We start from the raw sequence: 16,370 nt of genomic DNA, 5'->3' as shown, positions 1-16,370 counted from the left end.
TTAGTGCGCGTTCCTTGTCAGGCTGTGGGCGAGGCGGTAGGAATCGGTGCCGGTTTCGATGATGGTGCCGTTGAACGTCAGCCGGTCAACGATCGCGGCGCAGAGGCGCGGGTCGGTGAATGTCTTGGTCCAGCCGGAGAACGACTCGTTGGAAGCGATGGCGATGGAGTTCTTCTCTTCGCGTTCGGTGAGGACCTGGAAGAGGAGTTCGGCGCCGCGCCGGTCCAGTTCCATATAGCCGAGCTCGTCAATGCAGAGCAGGTCCACTCGGCCGTATCTGGCGATGGTCTTGGCGAGGACTTTGTCGTCGGCGGCTTCGACGAGTTCGTTCACGAGCCGGGTGGCCAAAGTGTATTTGACCCGGTATCCCTTCTCCGCCGCGGCGGTGCCCAGCCCGATAAGCAGGTGGGATTTGCCGGTTCCGGAGTCCCCGATCAGGCATAGCGGTGCACCTTTTCGAATCCATTCGCCGGTAGCGAGGGTATGGATGGTAGCGGGGTTGATGTTCGTGTTCGCGTCGAAATCGAAATCACCGAGCCATTTATCCCGGGGAAAGTTCGCGGCTTTGACGCGTCGGATTGAGGAGCGACGGTCCCGGTCATCGCATTCGGCCAGCAGCAGCTCGGCCAGGAAGCCTTGGTAAGAGAGTTGTTCCTTCCCCGCGACGGTCAGAGCTTCGTCCAGAACCGCCCGGATGGTGGGCAGGCGCAATCGGCGGCATGCTTGGTCCACGGCCGCGACCGCGGCCTGCTCAGTCAGACCGCGGCGCCGTCGCAGGGTTGGGGTGATGGTGGTGGCCGGTGCGGTGGGGCTCATGAGATGTTTTCCTTCGACGCGGTTCCTGCGGAGTGTTCGGTGCGTTTGGCCAGCAGCTCGTCATAGGCGCTGATCGCCGGGAGCGGCCGCTTGTCTGGAGGGAGCCCGGCGATGACCGCCGCCGGGTCCATCAGCCGGCGCTGGGTCAGGCTGACAACTCGTTGCACTTTCGCTTCAGCATGAGCACCGCGATGACGGTCAGGACGGGACCCACCAGCAGGGATGCTGGAGGCATGTCGGCGGCCTTCAACCGCCACGACGTCGGCACTGACGGCACCTACTCCAAGGGCTGCGGTGATCCCTGCCTCGATGTCTTCGGCTTCCATCGATCGGTGCAGCAGCAGGACGTCAATCAGTTCACGGGTCCCCGCGGCATCACCGTTGACCCTGCGCGAGGCAGACCAGAAGGCGTCATGGGCGCTGGTGAAAGCACCCGACTCCCGCGCCCTGGCCAAAGCAGTGGAACCAGGCAAAGCGCCGGGCTTGGTCTTGAGGACCTCCAGATAATGGTCCAACTGGACCGACTGCCCGCCCTTGGCAATAATCCGCTGGTGCCGGGCCGCCACCGCGCGGCCGTCGAACACCACAACTTCGGATGCCCGCAATGAAACCCGGACCCGCCGACCGATGAACCGTGCTGGCACCGAGTACTTCACCATCCGCACGGTGATCATTGAGGACCGGTCCACTCTCGGGTTCAACACCAGACCGGGATCGAACTCGTCGGCCGGCAACGGTGCCAGGAACGGGCGCTCGGCGGCGAAGTCCTGGCCGATAGTGCGGATCCTGCCATCAATCCGCCGCTGATCGTCTTGAACCTCCCGGCTCCGGATCCAGTCGTTGAGCTCATCAAGGGACCTCGCCACGGGCATCGGGGTCAGCCGGTTGCGGCGGAACCAGCCCACCTCGCCCTCGACCCCGCCTTTCTCGTGAGCGCCGGCAAGACCTGGCTGGCAATAAAAGGCATCAAATCCATAGAACGAGCGAAACAACACCCACCGGTCATTCTCCAGGCGGTTCCGCCCCTGACCGAACACCACGGCCCTGACGGCACTGGTGAGGTTGTCATAGCGGATATGTTTGACCGGCACGCCGCCGATCTCGTTGAACGCCTCGACGTGGCCTTCCAGAAACGCTTCCTGGGCCTGGGTGGGGTAAATCCGGTGGATGGCTTTGCCGGAGTGAGAAAGCCGGAAGATGAACATGTGGCATTTCGTCTTTACCCCGTCCAGCACGATCCAGACTTCACCGAAGTCCACTTCCGCTTCCGCGCCCGGGGCGTGCTCCTGAGGAACAAATACCTCAACCCGGCGGCCGGCCTCCACATCGATCTGCGCCCGGCGGACCCGAACGTAGTCACGCACCGTCGAATACGACAACTCGTCCGCTCCATGCTCCTCGATGAGCCGGGCAAGAATCCTCCGGGCAGTGTGACGCTGCTTCCTCGGCGCCGTCGTGTCCTCGACGAGCATGGCGTCGATCGTCGGTTTATAAGGATCAAGCCGCGGCGAGGACCGTACAGGAGTTTTACGCTCTGGCGGGACCGGGGAACTTAACGCCTTACGCACGGTTTTCCGCGCCACCTGGTGCCTGCGGGCAAGCTCCCGGATTGACGCGCCCTCCACCCGGGCATCCCTCCGAATCTGCGCGAACAACTCCACTCTTGACCCCATCCCGGCCCTCCCGTCGTCGATCCAACACTGGATGGATCAACGTTCACAGGTGGGTACCATTCAAGCCGTCATTAGGTTCGGCATGTCCGGCTGGTGGGTACCGTTCGGGCCGTCCTAGTGGGCTCCGATCAGACTGTCATACTCACAAATATTCGCTAAAGACCCTTCGTCCTTGAATTTGCTCTGCGAAGAGTTGGCCAAATATAACAGCCGAAGAGGTGCGTGACAAGGTTGTCAATCTCTTATAGAGAGCGTGTTGCCGTTCTGGACGAGGCAAATAGCCGTTCCGGTCGTTTCATGTACGGCGGTGGAGGGCTTTCGCGCTATGCCATGGAACAGAGACTCAACGCGAGATCGCGGCATCCCTCAAGGCTCGCCTGGTCGCTGCTGTCGAGTCATGTGAAGCCGCCTTGGCACCAGGCGTGAGATGGTGCAGGCGAATTTGGACATTCCATTCAGATGACTTCGGAAAATGACACCACCTCAGTGCAGATGACTTCTGACATTCAGTGCAGACGACTTCTGAAAATGACAGGGGGCCTTCAAACCAGACATGTCAGGCTGAGACTTAGGGCCTGCACGAGGGGCTGTCCAGAATACGCACATCGGACCTTATCCTGACGCATTATTCGACCGGTCCTGACGTCAGGTTGGGGTGTAACCCTGACTGACTCACGGTCGCTTCTACGGCGCGAAGTAGGCGACATCGGATGAAGGAACATGCGGTCAATCTCTTTCAACGCGGAAGTGGGTCTGCCCCGAAGGATTTCGGCTCCAAACTCTCAGATTCCGTCGTCGCTGCCAGTGTGACCAGTACCTTCCTGATGGTGTGCACCTGTGCGTCTATTAGTTTTCGTTCGCCCAGCTCGGCAAACATCCAGAACTTGCCTTGCTCGGGCGCGACGATATCGACTGTTCCACGCCAGCGGTGACTAGTCTGCCGATCCCGCGCTTCGACCGAATCGCCGGGGCTAAGCAGCAGCAGAATCTCAAGTTCGTCCGACCCCCCATCTAATAACCAGGTCGACCGAAAGTCCACGACGCCGGCGCCTTGGGCATGGAGGCGCTGCGCCTACGGCGGGGAAATTTCGGCGGCCAAGCAACCGGGATCGAAGACGCTGCTTTCCGGCAGCCTCTTCACGTCAATGCCATCACGTGGGGACTCTTTGGCAGGAACATCTGGGAGTGAGAACGTCAATCTGATTTGGGTCCATTTGACGTTGGGATTGCAGTGCCATTTGGGTCCACTAGCCGTGGGCAAAGTTTGACGGTCCTTCGCATGGAGATCACGAATCTAACGATTAGACAGCATCAGCGACCACGCCCAGTCTTGTATTTGCGCAGGTGCGCAATTAGGCTGGGCCGCGAATGGATGAACTGAGTGCGATTTTCCTTGCGTTGGCGGATCCCACCCGCCGTGCTCTGCTGGCGCAACTGCAGCAGGGTGAGGCGACGGTGACCGAACTAGCCGCTCCGCACTCGATTAGCGTGCCGTCCATATCGCGCCACCTGAAAGTGCTCGAGCAAGCCGGGCTGATCACTAAGTCCAGATCGGCCCAATGGAGGAACTGCCGGCTTCAACCCGCGCCGCTACAACAGGTTGAGGAATGGATGCGCCCGTACCGGGATTTCCTGAGCACACGGCTGGATCGCCTGGACACTCAGCTCGCCATAAACCCCGATCAGCCCGATGAGCTCACAGAACTGGAGGATAGATGATGACCGACTACCCGACTCAGGATCGAAGCTTCACCCTTACCCGAATTTTGGCTGCATCGCGGCATGCCGTGTTCACCGCTTGGACCGACCCTGAGCATCTTGCATGGTTCTATAACCCTGACATGCCCACACTGACCACACCCATTGAGGTCGACCTACGGGTTGGGGGAACGTGGAAACAGCAGATGGTCGTCAACGAGAACCTTAGTTACCCCACCGGGGGGATTTATCTGGAGATCGTTCCCGACGAACGACTAGTTTTTCGCTGGGGAGCAGTTGGAGGATGGCCCGAACTCGACGGCGAGAACGAACTGACCGCCCCTGTTGTCACGGTGCAGCTGAACGACGTGGGCAAGGAAACGGAGCTCGTCCTCACAGTTCGGTTCTCTGAGCATCTGGACATCGAAGAGGTGCAAAAGCTCATGATGGGAGGCACGCAGGAGGGCTGGGGTGCCACCATCGACCGGATTAAGGGCAGCACCGCCATGACGCCCAAGACTAATGGGCGCATGGCCGGGCCTCAGGTCTATGTCTTTTTCCCGGGAACGGCGCGGGAGGCATTGAACTTTTACGCGGATGTTTTCGGCGGTGAGCTGTCCCTGCACACGTACGAGGACTTCGGCAGGAGCGATGGCCCACCGGAAGCCGTAGCTCATGGAGTGCTCAACGGCGTCGTTGCTCTGGCAGGTTCGGACGCAGCCGAAGGCCAAACAGCGGTCCGGCTCGAAGGCATCATGCTCTCGCTGCTGGGAACCGCCGAACCGGCGGTCCTCCACGAGTGGTTCAACAAACTCTCCGTTGGCGGGGCGGTGCTTGATCCACTCTCGTCACAGCCTTGGGGCGCCTCTGATGGCCAAGTGATTGATCGTCATGGGCTTCACTGGCTTGTCGGATATGAGCCCGCGGCGTGAGCGACGCCCAATTGCTTGCTCAGCTGGCGGGTGAGCGACAGCACGTTCTTCGAACAGTCGACGGCCTCGAGAACGATCAGATGCGTCGGACTTTAATCCCGTCCGGCTGGACGATGACGCAGCTGCTCAACCATCTGGCCTTCGACGGCGAGATGTTCTGGATATCGGCTGTTCTCGGTGGTGATGACAGGGCAATCGCCGGACTTCACAACGGGTGGGCGTCCGGACCGATGACCGGTGCCGAGGCCGTCACCATCTACAAGCGTGAAATCACTCGAAGTGATGAGGTCCTTGCGAAGATCGATTTGGATGCCCCTCCCCGCTGGTGGCCTCCAGCCAGCGTGTTCGACGCACCACCGGTGTCCAACGGGCGTGAGGTCCTGTTTCGCGTGCTCGCTGAGACTTCCGTCCATGCGGGCCACCTCGACATCGTCCGAGAGCTAATCGACGGACATCAGAATCTCATAGTGGAATAGTCCCGAGAGAGTGTGGGACTGTCCGATAAACGGTGTGTGGAGTCCGGCCGGTTTTCATTATTGAGTGGTTCTTTCGAACCGGCCCGCGAAGGTAATCGTGAACGCGCTTAGCGCAGGCTTCCACGTCATCACCCAGCGTGCCCGGCCACCGCCGGTGGGATCAAGAGATCTGGTGACCAGGTACAGGCATTTCAGGGCCGCGGTCTCGTTCGGAAAGTGCCCGCGGGCCCTTACTGCCCTTCGGTAGCGTGCGTTGATGGACTCGATTGCGTTCGTCGTGCAGATCACCCGGCGGATCTCCACGTCGTACTCCAGGTGTCGGTGACGGTCGAAAACTGAGCCATTGTGACGGTTGAAAACTGAGCCACCCGTTCCAAACGATTGGGTGGGTGATCACAGTGGAGGATTGGGCGCTTATTCGGCGGTTGCATCTTGCCGAGGGTGAGTCGATGAGATCGATAGCCGCGCGGCTGGGGATCTCCAGGAATACGGTCGCGAAAGCTGTCAGCGCTGACGGTCCGCCGGCGTACGTCCGTGCGCCGCAGAACTCCGGGATCAAAGCTGTGGAACCGGCAATACGTGCGCTGCTGCTGGAAAACCCGCGGATGCCGGCGACAGTATTGGCTGAGCGGGTTGGCTGGTCCGGATCGGCAGCCTGGTTCCGGGAGAACGTGGCCAGGATCCGGCCGGAATATGCCCCAGCTGATCCTGCAGACCGGGTCAGCTACGAGCCCGGGGACCAGGCGCAGTGCGACCTGTGGTTCCCTGAGGTCCGGATACCCGTTGGCGCCGGCAAAGCCAGGGTGCTGCCGGTACTGGTGATGGTCTCCTCCCATTCGAGGTTCATCATGGCCCGGATGATCCCGTCCCGGATGACCGGGGACCTGCTGGCCGGAATGTGGGAACTGCTCGGTGGATTGGGGGCTGTTCCGCGGCGGCTGATCTGGGACAACGAAACCGGCATCGGCCGCCGAAACAGCTACGCTGCCGGCGTTTCCGCGTTCGCCGGTGTCCTGGCCACCCGGGTCGTGCAGGTCAAACCCTACGACCCGGAAACCAAGGGCGTGGTCGAACGGGCCAACCAGTTCCTCGAGACGTCCTTCCTGCCGGGCCGAATCTTCACATCGCCGGAAGACTTCAACAACCAGCTCGGCCAGTGGCTGCCGAAGGCCAACACCCGGCTCGTCAGGCGGACCGGCGCCCGGCCCACGGAGCTGCTCGCAGCGGACAAAGCAGCCATGCTGGCGCTGCCGCCGGTTCCACCGGTGACAGGATTCGTCGCGCGGGTCCGCCTGCCGAGGGACTACTACGTCAGGATGGGATCAAATGATTACTCCGTTCACCCGCAGGCCATCGGCCGCTTCGTCGACGTCACCGCCGACCTGACGACCGTCATGATCAGCCTGGACGGCAGATCCGTCGGCACCCACCCTCGGTCGTGGGGCTCCGGCCTGACCATCACCGACCCGGCCCACGTCGAGGCGGCAAAGGCACTGCGGAACGCCTTCCAAACCCCACCGCCCGTGGGCGAAACAACCGGGCTGCGGGACCTGGCGGACTACGACCGCGCCTTCGGTGTCGTCCTCGATGACGGGCAGGTCGCCTGATGGCCAACGTCAAAGAAACGACTGGCCAGATCGAGTACTACTCCCGGGCGATGAAGGCACCCCGGATCCGGGAAGCAGCAACCCGGCTCGCGGACCAGGCCCGTGCAGGAGGCTGGAGCCATGAGGAATACCTCGCCGCTGTCCTGTCCCGGGAAGTCGCAGCCAGAGAAGCCTCCGGCGCCGAGCTCAGGGCCCGGGCAGCTGGTTTCCCGGCCCGGAAATCACTCGAGGACTTCAACTTCGATCACCAACCCGGCCTCAAACGCGACACCATCGCGCACCTGGCCACCGGCGCGTTCCTCACCGAAGCGTCCAACATCGTCCTGCTCGGACCGCCCGGCACCGGCAAAACACACCTCGCCACCGGGCTGGGCTTACGAGCCACCCAGCTCGGTCACCGCGTCCTGTTCGCCACCGCCATCGACTGGGTCGCCCGGCTCCAGGCAGCCCACCAGAACGGCCGGCTGCCCCAAGAACTGGTCAGGCTACGCCGCTACGGACTGATCATCGTCGACGAAGTCGGCTACATCCCGTTCGAGCAGGACGCCGCAAACCTGTTCTTCCAACTGGTCTCATCGCGCTACGAACACGCCTCGCTGATCCTGACCTCAAACCTGCCCTTCGCCCGCTGGGGCGACGTCTTCGGCGACCAGGTCGTCGCGTCAGCCATGATCGACCGCATCGTCCACCACGCCGAAGTCATCACCCTCAAGGGCTCCAGCTACCGGCTCAAACACACTCAGATCGACTCGCTGCCCTCGACAAGACCGGAAAATACGGCAGAATAACCAGCGTCAAAGTGGCTCAGTTTTCAGCCCGCGAAATGGCTCAGTTTTCGACCATCGCTGACACCAGGAACGGCACGAACTCAGCCCAGGAGGATTCCCAGAGCCGCACGATCGCCGGAGATGCTCGGTCAACTCCGCTTCCAGCGCGGTCTCAAGCACATTCCTCGTGAGCTGGTTCAACAGCCCGCCTGGCCGACCAGGCTCACGCCCTGTTCCTTGGCCTGCGCGAGCAACCGCTCCGCAAGCTCCTTCTGATCGATGATCTCTCCCGTCACAGGATCGATCATCACCCCTGTCATCTCGGTCGTGGGCTCTGACACGGCCGTCTCCTTTCGGAGCAGGCCGGACCCCACACACCGTCGACAGTCCCGAGAGTGTGTCCGAATTCGGCCTTGGAAGGATTATCTGCTGTGGCTCTGTGGTGCCTCGCCGGGGAGGGTCCTTCTAGCCTGCATCGCGGTACTGCCCTGGCGAAGCTAAAGGCGTGGACCTGCATGTCCTGCAGCGAGTAGCCATCTGCCACCTTCATGGATCCAGACTTGAGTCATGGGCATACGGTAGCGGCTCCTGCCGGCCATCGTTGAAACATCGTCTGTAACGATGCAAGTAAGAACAGCGGTGACACCAAACATCGTGATACGGGTCTGTTCGAGAGTTTGAGCGTGCCACGTGTTCTGGCCCTCGAGGTTGGACCGAAGGTAAGCATCCCGATCAAACTGGTCTCCTTTGTGTGAGATCCAGCAGAACTGCGGATGTAGTAAACGACCTAAAGTTTCACCGTCCCGTCGCCTTAGGGCGTCGGCTCGTTCTAATGCAGCATCTAGCACGTCCTGACTGAGCATTTATCGAGTGTGTCAGTGATTGGCCGCTCTGGAAACATTTTCAGCGGCCTGCTGCGCCTTGAGTTTGGTCCCTGTCCCGCCTGCTCCAGGGCAATCAAACTGAGGGGACATTGTGTCACTTCTTTCTGCCGGCTAGCGGCGCCCTGCCGATGAAGGCATGCAAGCCCGGCCCGGCCGAACGCGGACTGAGGATTTAGGCCTTGACGAGTGAGGGCATCCGGAGGAACTGTGCGACCATGCCGCCACCGCCAGGCAGAGGGGGCGTTGATGCCAATGCCCGGGAGAACTGTGCTCAGGACCTTGCCCGCGACGCCACTACTGGTGCCGTGCTGAAGCAGTGACGCGGAGATGATGGTGCTCATGACGGTTATTCCCATCGTTAGGGCAGCGAGGGGAGGCGCATTCGAACCATCTACAGCACCGATTGAAACGCGTATTCATTTCCACCCCCGGCTGACAGATCCTCATGGGCAGGTAGAGTAGGGCCCCTTCAAACCCGTCCCCGGCGTATTTTTGCAACGCCGATAATGGATATTCCGTCAACCGACTGGGGCTCGGACAAGCTCGCTCCGGTGACTCTGATCCGTCCACAGCTGGGGTCAATTCGGGTTATCCACGGCTGGGTATTGAGGGAGCCGTTGGGGTAGCTCCCTTAGCAGCAGTAGCGGTGGATAACCCATAAGAATTGTCCCCGGGTGTGGGCGGTGGGACGGCGTCTCCTGGATCGCAGAATCAAGCCCGTCATTTCGGGAACCTTGCATGCCCCTGTCAGGTTGGGGTGTAATTTGCATGGCCCCACCAACGACACAGCATCGAGTTTTGGATCTAATCGATGTGCAAGCTAGAGCACTACGCGACCCTTCAATGGGGCGATTTAAGCGGCTGGCCCTGGGTGCCCCGCCATCCTGGCGGGCTCCGCAGATTAGAACACTGACTCCGGCGCGCGGGCGTGCTCAGAGTGCCGCGCGGACCGGAACACCAACAACGCCGGAGCCGAGACAGGCAACCGCGACATCGCCGCCAGCCCGCCTTGGTTTCTTCAGGACGCGGTTAGCACGTGTTCCTTGGTTTCGAGCCAGGAGTGGAGGTCCGCGATGACGCCCTGTAGGACGGTCAGCGCTCCCCCTCTCATTGCGGCGTGCCGACTGGTCCTTGACACCTCGAGGGTCGGCAGGAACCATTCGGAGGCCGATACTCTTGCCTTTAACTGGTCTTCAACTGGACGCCGGATCCAGGGAAACAACTGGGCAAGGTTGTCCGCGAGGACAATAGTTTTGACGGGGCAGAAATTGATGAGATCAGCCAAGGCCTCCCCCAAGGCAACACCGGCCCGCTCCAGTGAGGCGGTGATCCTGGCGTTCTCTCCGGCGGAAGCTTGCGCGAGGAATGTGTCCAAGCTCATGTTGGGCGGGAATCCTGCTTGAGCAAGCAAATACCGGCGGCCTATGTAGGTGTCTAGGCACCCCCTAGCCCCGCACCTGCACACCTGCCCGTTTGGGTCAATAACGGTATGCCCGACATTGCCGCTCCATCCCGACATCCCGGTGAGGGGCTCACCATTCACCACTAAAAAGCATCCTAGTGCGTTGTCCCCGGCGACATACAGGAAGTTCTGGCTTGATCCGTCCTGATGGCGGAGCGTCGCTTCCGCAACAGAAGCGACGGCGCCGACACTACCGAGCTGGATTTTCGAACTGGGAATGGAACCGATATCGCCGAGGAGCTGCCTGGGATGGATGTTCCGCCACCCAAGGAGCGGTGCCACGTGCAACGCCCCCGAGGATTCGTCAATGATGCCTGGCAGTGACAAGTGTGCTCCCACAAGTCCATAGGGTGTCTCCCCGGCTTCGTCCAGTACCGAACCGGCTAACCGGTTCAACCGCGCCAGTGTCGCGGCTGGTTCGCTGTCGATGAAGTTGCCTTCGACCATAGCGGACGCCAGAACCTCCCCGGTAAGGTCCACGACGCATGCACCAAGAGTCGCAGTGTTCACTTCCAGACCGAGAGCGGCCATGCTCCTTCGGGCGGGAGCCAACGGCACCACAGGTCTTCCTACGCCGCCTGCGGGCTTGGTCGGCAGTTCCTCCAGGATGCGTGCATCAATCAGAGTCTCAACGATGCGGGTCACAGTAGCGCGCGTCAGTCCGCTGGCTTCGGCGATGCCTGCGCGGGAAACCGGCTCGTCTGTAGCGAAGACGTGAGCGGCAACCGTGGTCAGGTTGGATTCGCGAAGGGTCGCTTGCCGCGCGGGTTTCCCCAGGATGGCACGGGCATTGATACGGGGACGAGTGGTGAGAGCAGGGTCGGCCTCTTTCATTCGTTTCGACGCCCCTTCATCCTGCCCGGCCCCAACCTGCTCCCGAGCCGGGTTGTCGGGAAAACTGGTTTCACAGTGAAGCATAGTCCGGGATTTCTATTCTTTGCCCTTCCCTGAGGGCCGACTCGTGCGCGCAGAGTCCCACAGATGTCCAGTTCGCGGCTGTAACGTGATCGATGGCTGGCCGTCGCCGTTCCTGAATACTCCGAATGAATTCGTGTACGAGGTGCGGATGTGATCCGCCATGACCGTTCCCTTGCTTGAAGGACAGATGTTCGTTGCCGGCGTCGTAGACGCCCTGCATGGTGAACGAGCGGATCTCTTCCGGTAGTAGATGGGCATAATCGGGAATACTCGTGCGTTTGCCTTCTTCGCCTTGGAAGAGCACCGGCTCGTCATCCTGGGTTTGCCCCCATTCAAACGACATTTCCGAGCCATAGACAGAGAAGCTCTCTACATATTGCCGGGAGGTTTCAAACAAGGATCTTGTAATTTCGGCGGACACGTCAGATCCAGCCAGTTTGACGAAAGCGCTCTCGACGGCGAATCTAGATCCATATTTCTTGGCTAAATCCTCCGAGATCTTTCCCGAACCAACGCAAATCACCGATTCGGCATGAGATTCCGCCATGGCGAGGAGAGGACTAATGGCGTGGGTTGCGTAGTGCATGGGGGGCAGTCCTTCCCAGTAGCCCGGCCATCCGGACATGTCCTGGAGGTGGGAACCCCGAAGGAACTGGAGCTTCCCCAGTTCCCCGGCCCGTTGCAGCTCCTTGGCAAAGAGAAACTCCCGCGAAAAGACCACGGTTTCCATCATCATGTAGTTGAGTCCTGACTCGTTCGCCGCCTGGACGATCTGCGCGCATTCCTCGAGCGTGGTGGCCATTGGTACCGTGCAGGCAACATGCTTTCCGGCTTTCAGCCCTGCGATTGTCATAGCCGCATGGTCAGGAATGGGGGTGTTAATGTGGATCGCATCAATCTCGGGATCCTTGAGCATCTGATTAAACGCCGTGTAACGTCGGTCGACATTGAATGCGTCGCCTGTCCGGTTCAGAGCCTTTTCATCCCTTTGGCAGATTGCCGCCAACTCGGCATCAGGATGCTGCTGATAGATCGGAAGAAACTCGGCTCCGAAGCCGAGCCCGACAAGGCCTACACGTGTTTTACGGGACATATCTCTCCTAGGATTGGGAAAATGATCGTGGGGTGGGGCGCCGGTGCGGACGCGTCACGACGGTGCGATAGCACCGCACCGGCGATCATCGCTCGTGTACGACCGGTGAAGTCACCAGTGGCTTCAGCCGAGTCGGCCGCTCAATGCGGAGAGGCCCCCATCAGGCGCCAGGCAGGCTCCCGTGATGAAGGATGCCTCGTCACTGGCGAGGAAGACCACCGGGTGGGCGATCTCTTCGGGACGACCCTGGCGCCGCTGGATTCCGGGGCCGTCCTCGTGCGGTTCTACGATCTGCGGATCGATTTCTCGGCCCTCATCCTTGGCCCGGTTCTTGTGGAAGTCGGTCAGTGTCGGACCGGGCAGGATTGCGTTAACTCGGATGTTCTGGTGAGCGTGATCGCAGGCCATCGAACGGGTCAGCCCCAACACTCCTGCCTTGGTGGCATCGTACTGGGCCATCCCTGGCCTGCCCACCACTCCGTTTGCCGAAGAAATGTTCACAATAGCGCCGCCCCCGCTCGCCACCATGAGGGGAATGATGTGCTTTGAAACCATTCCCACACTGATCAGGTTAATCATCGTGATGCGGTGCCACGATTCGAGGGTCACTTCCGTAACAGGTCCCCACACTCGGGCGGCGGCGTTGTTCACGAGGACATCAGCCCGCCCGAATTCTTCTTGCACAATACGCGCCAACTCCAGAATGTCAGCCTCCTCGGCTACATCCATTCGGACCGGAATGGCCTTCCTGGCCCCGGCCTCCATCAATGCGTCACAGGTCTCCTTCGCCAAGATTTCGTCCCTGTCCGCAACGACCACATGAGCCCCTTCGGCTGCAAGTATTTCGCTGACCTTACGGCCGATGCCTGAGGCACCTCCGGTAACGACGGCTACTTTTCCTTGAAATCGCATTCTTTTCTCCTTTATGGGTTAATCGGTTCGGCTATTTTGAGAGCAGCGCGTCGGCCTGGGTAAAGAAGTTATCCACGGCCTGGGTAACGCTTGCCCGCTTGAACTGCACTTCCTGCGCGGTACGTTTGAGGAGGTCGTAAACGTCCCGTCCGCCTTTTGGTGTGAGGCTGTCCATCGGGGAACCGATCTCGCGGATCAGTGCGACATACTCTGCCGGAGTGCGCTGGCCACCGGGATCGGTAGCCTTAACCAAGTCTGCCGATTCTGGTGAAGGAGGTACGCCCCGCGAGGCCCCGATGACTTTCACCGCATCGGGGTCGTTGATCCAGAAGTTGATGAACTTTGCTGCTTCCTTCGGGTAGGCCGTGCCCGTCCAGCTGCTGATAAAGAGGTTGGGGCGGACGAAGTTGGCCTTCTTCGGACCGTTTACTTGATCCGGCATCGGTACAGCCTGGCAGGGTGCCCTCATGAGGGCTCGTACACCGACGATTTCGCTGCTAGGGGTGAACATGAGGGGAGCGAGCCCCTTGACGAAGGCGCTGTTTTGAACGCCTTTCGACTCTTCGGTAGCCATGTCCGCGGAAATCGCAGAGCCTTCTTCCCGGCGTTTGTCCCACCAGTCCAGGAAGTCCCCGATATCGGTCTTATCGAACCCAAGGGTGACAGGATCACCTGTGGTGTTAAAGAAGGTCTTGCCGCGTCCTCTGACCCAGGGTTCGAGCACCTCGTACCGCGAGGATCCATCCGACATTCCCCACGTGCCGGGGCCCCCGGCCTTCGCGGCTTCCCGCGCGGTTGCCGCGAGGCCGTCCCAGGTCCATGTCTTGGTGGGCATGGTGATTCCGCGCTTGGTCATGAAATCGACGTCGTACATGACTGTGAATGCATCAGTGCTGATGGGAATGCCAACACGCTTGCCGTCGATCACTCCGTACTTCCGCAGGTTCTCGTCCCAGCTATCGAGTTTGATGAGGTCGCCGATGTGCGGCTCGAAATCGAGGAGCGCACCGCGTTTGGCGTAGTCGGTGATCATCTGGTTGGACATCTGGAAGGCGTCAGCACCCTTGCGTCCGGCGATCTCCGTGGCCATCTTGTTCCAGAAGTCATCCCAAGGTGCAGTTTCGGGGGTGAATGTCACCTGCGGGTTCTTCTCGTGGTAGAGCTCCAGCGCAGCCCTGGTGGTCTTATTCATGGTGTCGTTGCCCCACCAGGCGAACCGCATCGCTTTCGATGCTGCCGTATCTTCGGCTGCCGACGGGGAGTTGCGGGACCCGCAGCCCGTTGCGGTGAAAATGGGGGCACCGGCTGTAACGATGCCGGCCGTTCTGAGGAACATTCTTCGATCGATGGATGTATTCATGGGCGGTGGCGCTCCTTCTTGTTAGCGGGAATGGGCAGGAAAGTGGTGATGCTGTGAAGCGGATGTAGCGTCAGCGCTTGTAGAGGCATAGATGTTTTCGATGAGCCGGAGGGTGGCCGCTCCGTTCGCCGCATCCACGGGTGCCGGGCTGTTTCCGTGCAGTGAACGCAGGAAGAAATCCATTCCGCGTTGCATGAGCAGGACGTTCTCCCGTTGGGCCTTCTGCTGACGTTCATCCTCCGCCTCGGGGGGCGGCTCAAGGACGTCGCTCCAGCAGTAAGAGCCCTGATTCATCTGTGCCCAGGACGGGGTGAGGCCGGCCCTGAAAGTTCCCTCAGTGCCATAGAGCTCTATGCTCCAGTTCTCATTCCACGTGTTGGCCTCATGCGCGGTGAAGTCCAGTGAAGCGACAAAGTCCTCGAACTGAAGGCTTACCGACAGGGAGGCCTCCGCATGATTGTTACCGCGGCCAGGCACGGCCTGGGCGGAGACCGCCGTCGGCTCCCCCAACAGGTGGCGGACAATATCCACCATGTGGCAGCCGGCCTCCATGAAACCCCCGACGACGTTGGTGGGATCTGCAAACCACGTCCCCATGGTGGTCCAGGCCTGGTGCGGGATCGCACAGTGGAATCGAGCGAGGGTCAGCGTTCCCAAGGAGCCTGAAGTGATTGCATTACGGGCTGCAGAAACAGCGTCCGAGTACCGAAGGAAGTAGCCCATCTGGGTGAGCAGTCCCCTCGTCTTCGCAGCATCGGCGACAGTCTGCAGCTCCACCGAACTCATGCCGCCCGTCTTTTCCAGGAACACAGGGAGGCCGGCGTTGAGCGCGGTGAGGGCAAGAACGCGTGCCTGGTCATTACGACCGTCAATGACTGCAGCGCTGTACCCTCCGTTGGACAAGGCATCGAGTGAAACAACAGGCGCGGTGTAACTGGCGGCGAAAGTCCTTGCTGCGTTGGGATCAGGATCGTAGACGGCGCTGACGAGGGTGTCAGTCCGGTCATGTGCAGCCCTTGCCCAAGCATGGGCATGTGGGTGGGTGACGCCGACGAACGCGACCCGGACGGGCAGGGAATCAGGCAATGGAATCTCCTTGGGAGCGATGTGAAGGAAAACGATGCGCGGTCAGCGCGATGGCAACAAGCGGTAGGACCGCGGCGTAGAACGCGGCCGCCAGCGGACTCAGCACGGTCAGCGCCACGGAGGTCACCACCACGATCAGGATGACGAGGTTGGCGGCGGAGATCTGGAAGGCGGCACGAAGAGCTGCCGCCAAACACAATCGGACGGACGAAGCTCCGGCGGCGCTGCGGACCGCACCGGCCGTGCCGGTCACCCAAATCAATGCCAGCAGGACGTTGAGCATGTAGAACGGGAGGGCAACGGCGGCGGCCTGTTGATGCAGAAATTGGAGGTTCCCTGCGACCAGGGCCAGCAATACCAGGAAGAGCACGCCAAGGAAGACCCGGCCCGGGAAGTCCTGGCGTAGGGACCGTACGAAGTTTGAAACGACGCGGTCGTCTCCGTCTTTCAGAAGGGCCTGGAGCGATGAGTAGCCGGCAACAAGGGCGGGAAAGGTGGTGATAATCCCGAGACTGGTGACGAGGATGAGAATGTTGATGAGCGCCGCCTGTGAGAGGAACCTGAATGCCTCAAAAACGGGTTGCAGCAAGCGGCCGGGAGCGCGGGTAGCAGCCCTAATAGCGCCGGATGCGGTCGATTGCCGCCGAGGCTCCTGCATCGTGGTCATAAGTTGATGTTTCATGACG

The 16,370-nt window shown here is 60.7% G+C and carries 15 protein-coding genes and 3 pseudogenes; 6 read left to right on the top strand and 12 right to left on the bottom strand.

Going from position 1 to position 16,370, the window contains the following annotated elements:
- The 3 genes from istB (ACP7AX_RS12320) to ACP7AX_RS12310 form a co-directional block, all read right to left on the bottom strand.
- Positions 1–816 carry an IS21-like element helper ATPase IstB gene (istB, locus tag ACP7AX_RS12320; RefSeq protein ID WP_011691635.1) on the bottom strand — a complete coding sequence of 272 codons (816 nt, stop codon included), beginning with the start codon at positions 814–816 and terminating at the stop codon, positions 1–3.
- The gene (gene istA, locus ACP7AX_RS12315) at positions 813–2,489 is read right to left on the bottom strand and encodes an IS21 family transposase (RefSeq protein ID WP_011691636.1); all 1,677 of its coding nucleotides are present in this window, start codon (positions 2,487–2,489) and stop codon (positions 813–815) included. Before istA (ACP7AX_RS12315) ends, istB (ACP7AX_RS12320) begins: the two co-directional genes overlap by 4 nt.
- A 736-nt stretch (positions 2,490–3,225) precedes the next feature.
- On the bottom strand, positions 3,226–3,528 hold the full coding sequence (locus ACP7AX_RS12310; protein WP_426226705.1) for a hypothetical protein: 303 nt from the start codon (positions 3,526–3,528) through the stop codon (positions 3,226–3,228).
- A 329-nt stretch (positions 3,529–3,857) separates the two neighbouring features.
- Between ACP7AX_RS12310 and ACP7AX_RS12305 the strand changes: the two genes are divergently transcribed.
- The 4 genes and pseudogenes from ACP7AX_RS12305 to ACP7AX_RS12290 all read left to right on the top strand — a co-directional run bounded on the left by ACP7AX_RS12305 (position 3,858) and on the right by ACP7AX_RS12290 (position 5,595).
- Positions 3,858–4,208 carry an ArsR/SmtB family transcription factor gene (locus ACP7AX_RS12305; RefSeq protein WP_426226704.1) on the top strand — a complete coding sequence of 117 codons (351 nt, stop codon included), beginning with the start codon at positions 3,858–3,860 and terminating at the stop codon, positions 4,206–4,208.
- A pseudogene (locus tag ACP7AX_RS12300) lies at positions 4,205–4,669 on the top strand (SRPBCC family protein); the annotation flags it as partial. The gene ACP7AX_RS12305 and the pseudogene ACP7AX_RS12300, both read left to right, overlap by 4 nt.
- Positions 4,670–4,717: 48 nt before the next feature.
- A complete protein-coding gene (locus tag ACP7AX_RS12295; RefSeq protein ID WP_426226813.1) occupies positions 4,718–5,119 on the top strand; it encodes a VOC family protein in 402 nt (133 codons plus the stop codon).
- The gene (locus ACP7AX_RS12290) at positions 5,116–5,595 is read left to right on the top strand and encodes a DUF664 domain-containing protein (RefSeq protein WP_426226703.1); all 480 of its coding nucleotides are present in this window, start codon (positions 5,116–5,118) and stop codon (positions 5,593–5,595) included. Before ACP7AX_RS12295 ends, ACP7AX_RS12290 begins: the two co-directional genes overlap by 4 nt.
- A gap of 57 nt (positions 5,596–5,652) precedes the next feature.
- On the opposite strand, the pseudogene ACP7AX_RS12285 reads toward ACP7AX_RS12290, so the two are convergent.
- A pseudogene (locus ACP7AX_RS12285) lies at positions 5,653–5,910 on the bottom strand (transposase); the annotation flags it as partial.
- A 74-nt stretch (positions 5,911–5,984) separates the two neighbouring features.
- Here ACP7AX_RS12285 and istA (ACP7AX_RS12280) point away from each other — a divergent pair.
- Together istA (ACP7AX_RS12280) and istB (ACP7AX_RS12275) are read left to right on the top strand one after the other, a co-directional pair.
- Positions 5,985–7,202 (top strand): IS21 family transposase, encoded by a 1,218-nt coding sequence (istA, locus tag ACP7AX_RS12280; protein ID WP_426226702.1) that lies wholly within the window; start codon positions 5,985–5,987, stop codon positions 7,200–7,202.
- Positions 7,202–7,990, top strand: coding sequence for an IS21-like element helper ATPase IstB (gene istB / locus ACP7AX_RS12275; RefSeq protein ID WP_426226701.1), 789 nt, complete (start codon positions 7,202–7,204; stop codon positions 7,988–7,990). The genes istA (ACP7AX_RS12280) and istB (ACP7AX_RS12275) overlap by 1 nt, the downstream gene beginning before the upstream one ends.
- Positions 7,991–8,107: 117 nt before the next feature.
- On the opposite strand, the pseudogene ACP7AX_RS12270 reads toward istB (ACP7AX_RS12275), so the two are convergent.
- From ACP7AX_RS12270 to ACP7AX_RS12235, 8 genes and pseudogenes are all read right to left on the bottom strand, one after another.
- Positions 8,108–8,277 (bottom strand): annotated as a pseudogene (locus ACP7AX_RS12270) (IS256 family transposase); the annotation flags it as partial.
- A 189-nt stretch (positions 8,278–8,466) separates the two neighbouring features.
- Positions 8,467–8,832 (bottom strand): nuclear transport factor 2 family protein, encoded by a 366-nt coding sequence (locus ACP7AX_RS12265; RefSeq protein ID WP_426226700.1) that lies wholly within the window; start codon positions 8,830–8,832, stop codon positions 8,467–8,469.
- A 1,039-nt stretch (positions 8,833–9,871) separates the two neighbouring features.
- Positions 9,872–11,149: an ROK family protein gene (locus ACP7AX_RS12260; protein WP_426226699.1), complete on the bottom strand. Its 1,278-nt coding sequence runs from the start codon at positions 11,147–11,149 to the stop codon at positions 9,872–9,874.
- A 70-nt stretch (positions 11,150–11,219) separates the two neighbouring features.
- A complete protein-coding gene (locus tag ACP7AX_RS12255) occupies positions 11,220–12,326 on the bottom strand; it encodes a Gfo/Idh/MocA family protein (RefSeq protein WP_426226698.1) in 1,107 nt (368 codons plus the stop codon).
- A 123-nt stretch (positions 12,327–12,449) separates the two neighbouring features.
- The gene (locus ACP7AX_RS12250) at positions 12,450–13,238 is read right to left on the bottom strand and encodes an SDR family NAD(P)-dependent oxidoreductase (protein ID WP_426226697.1); all 789 of its coding nucleotides are present in this window, start codon (positions 13,236–13,238) and stop codon (positions 12,450–12,452) included.
- A gap of 31 nt (positions 13,239–13,269) precedes the next feature.
- Positions 13,270–14,598, bottom strand: a complete 1,329-nt coding sequence (locus tag ACP7AX_RS12245; RefSeq protein WP_426226696.1) for an ABC transporter substrate-binding protein — start codon at positions 14,596–14,598, stop codon at positions 13,270–13,272.
- Positions 14,599–14,619: 21 nt separating this feature from the next.
- Complete coding sequence (locus ACP7AX_RS12240; RefSeq protein WP_426226695.1) at positions 14,620–15,684, bottom strand: Gfo/Idh/MocA family protein; 1,065 nt, start codon at positions 15,682–15,684, stop codon at positions 14,620–14,622.
- Positions 15,677–16,351 carry a DUF624 domain-containing protein gene (locus ACP7AX_RS12235; protein WP_426226694.1) on the bottom strand — a complete coding sequence of 225 codons (675 nt, stop codon included), beginning with the start codon at positions 16,349–16,351 and terminating at the stop codon, positions 15,677–15,679. The genes ACP7AX_RS12240 and ACP7AX_RS12235 overlap by 8 nt, the downstream gene beginning before the upstream one ends.
- Positions 16,352–16,370: the final 19 nt, after the last annotated feature.

It is taken from the genome of Pseudarthrobacter sp. DSP2-3-2b1 (genome assembly GCF_049895945.1).
Classification (GTDB): domain Bacteria; phylum Actinomycetota; class Actinomycetes; order Actinomycetales; family Micrococcaceae; genus Arthrobacter.
The sequence above is the reverse complement of the archived record's forward strand: the minus strand, read 5'-3'. Positions and strand labels throughout refer to the sequence as shown.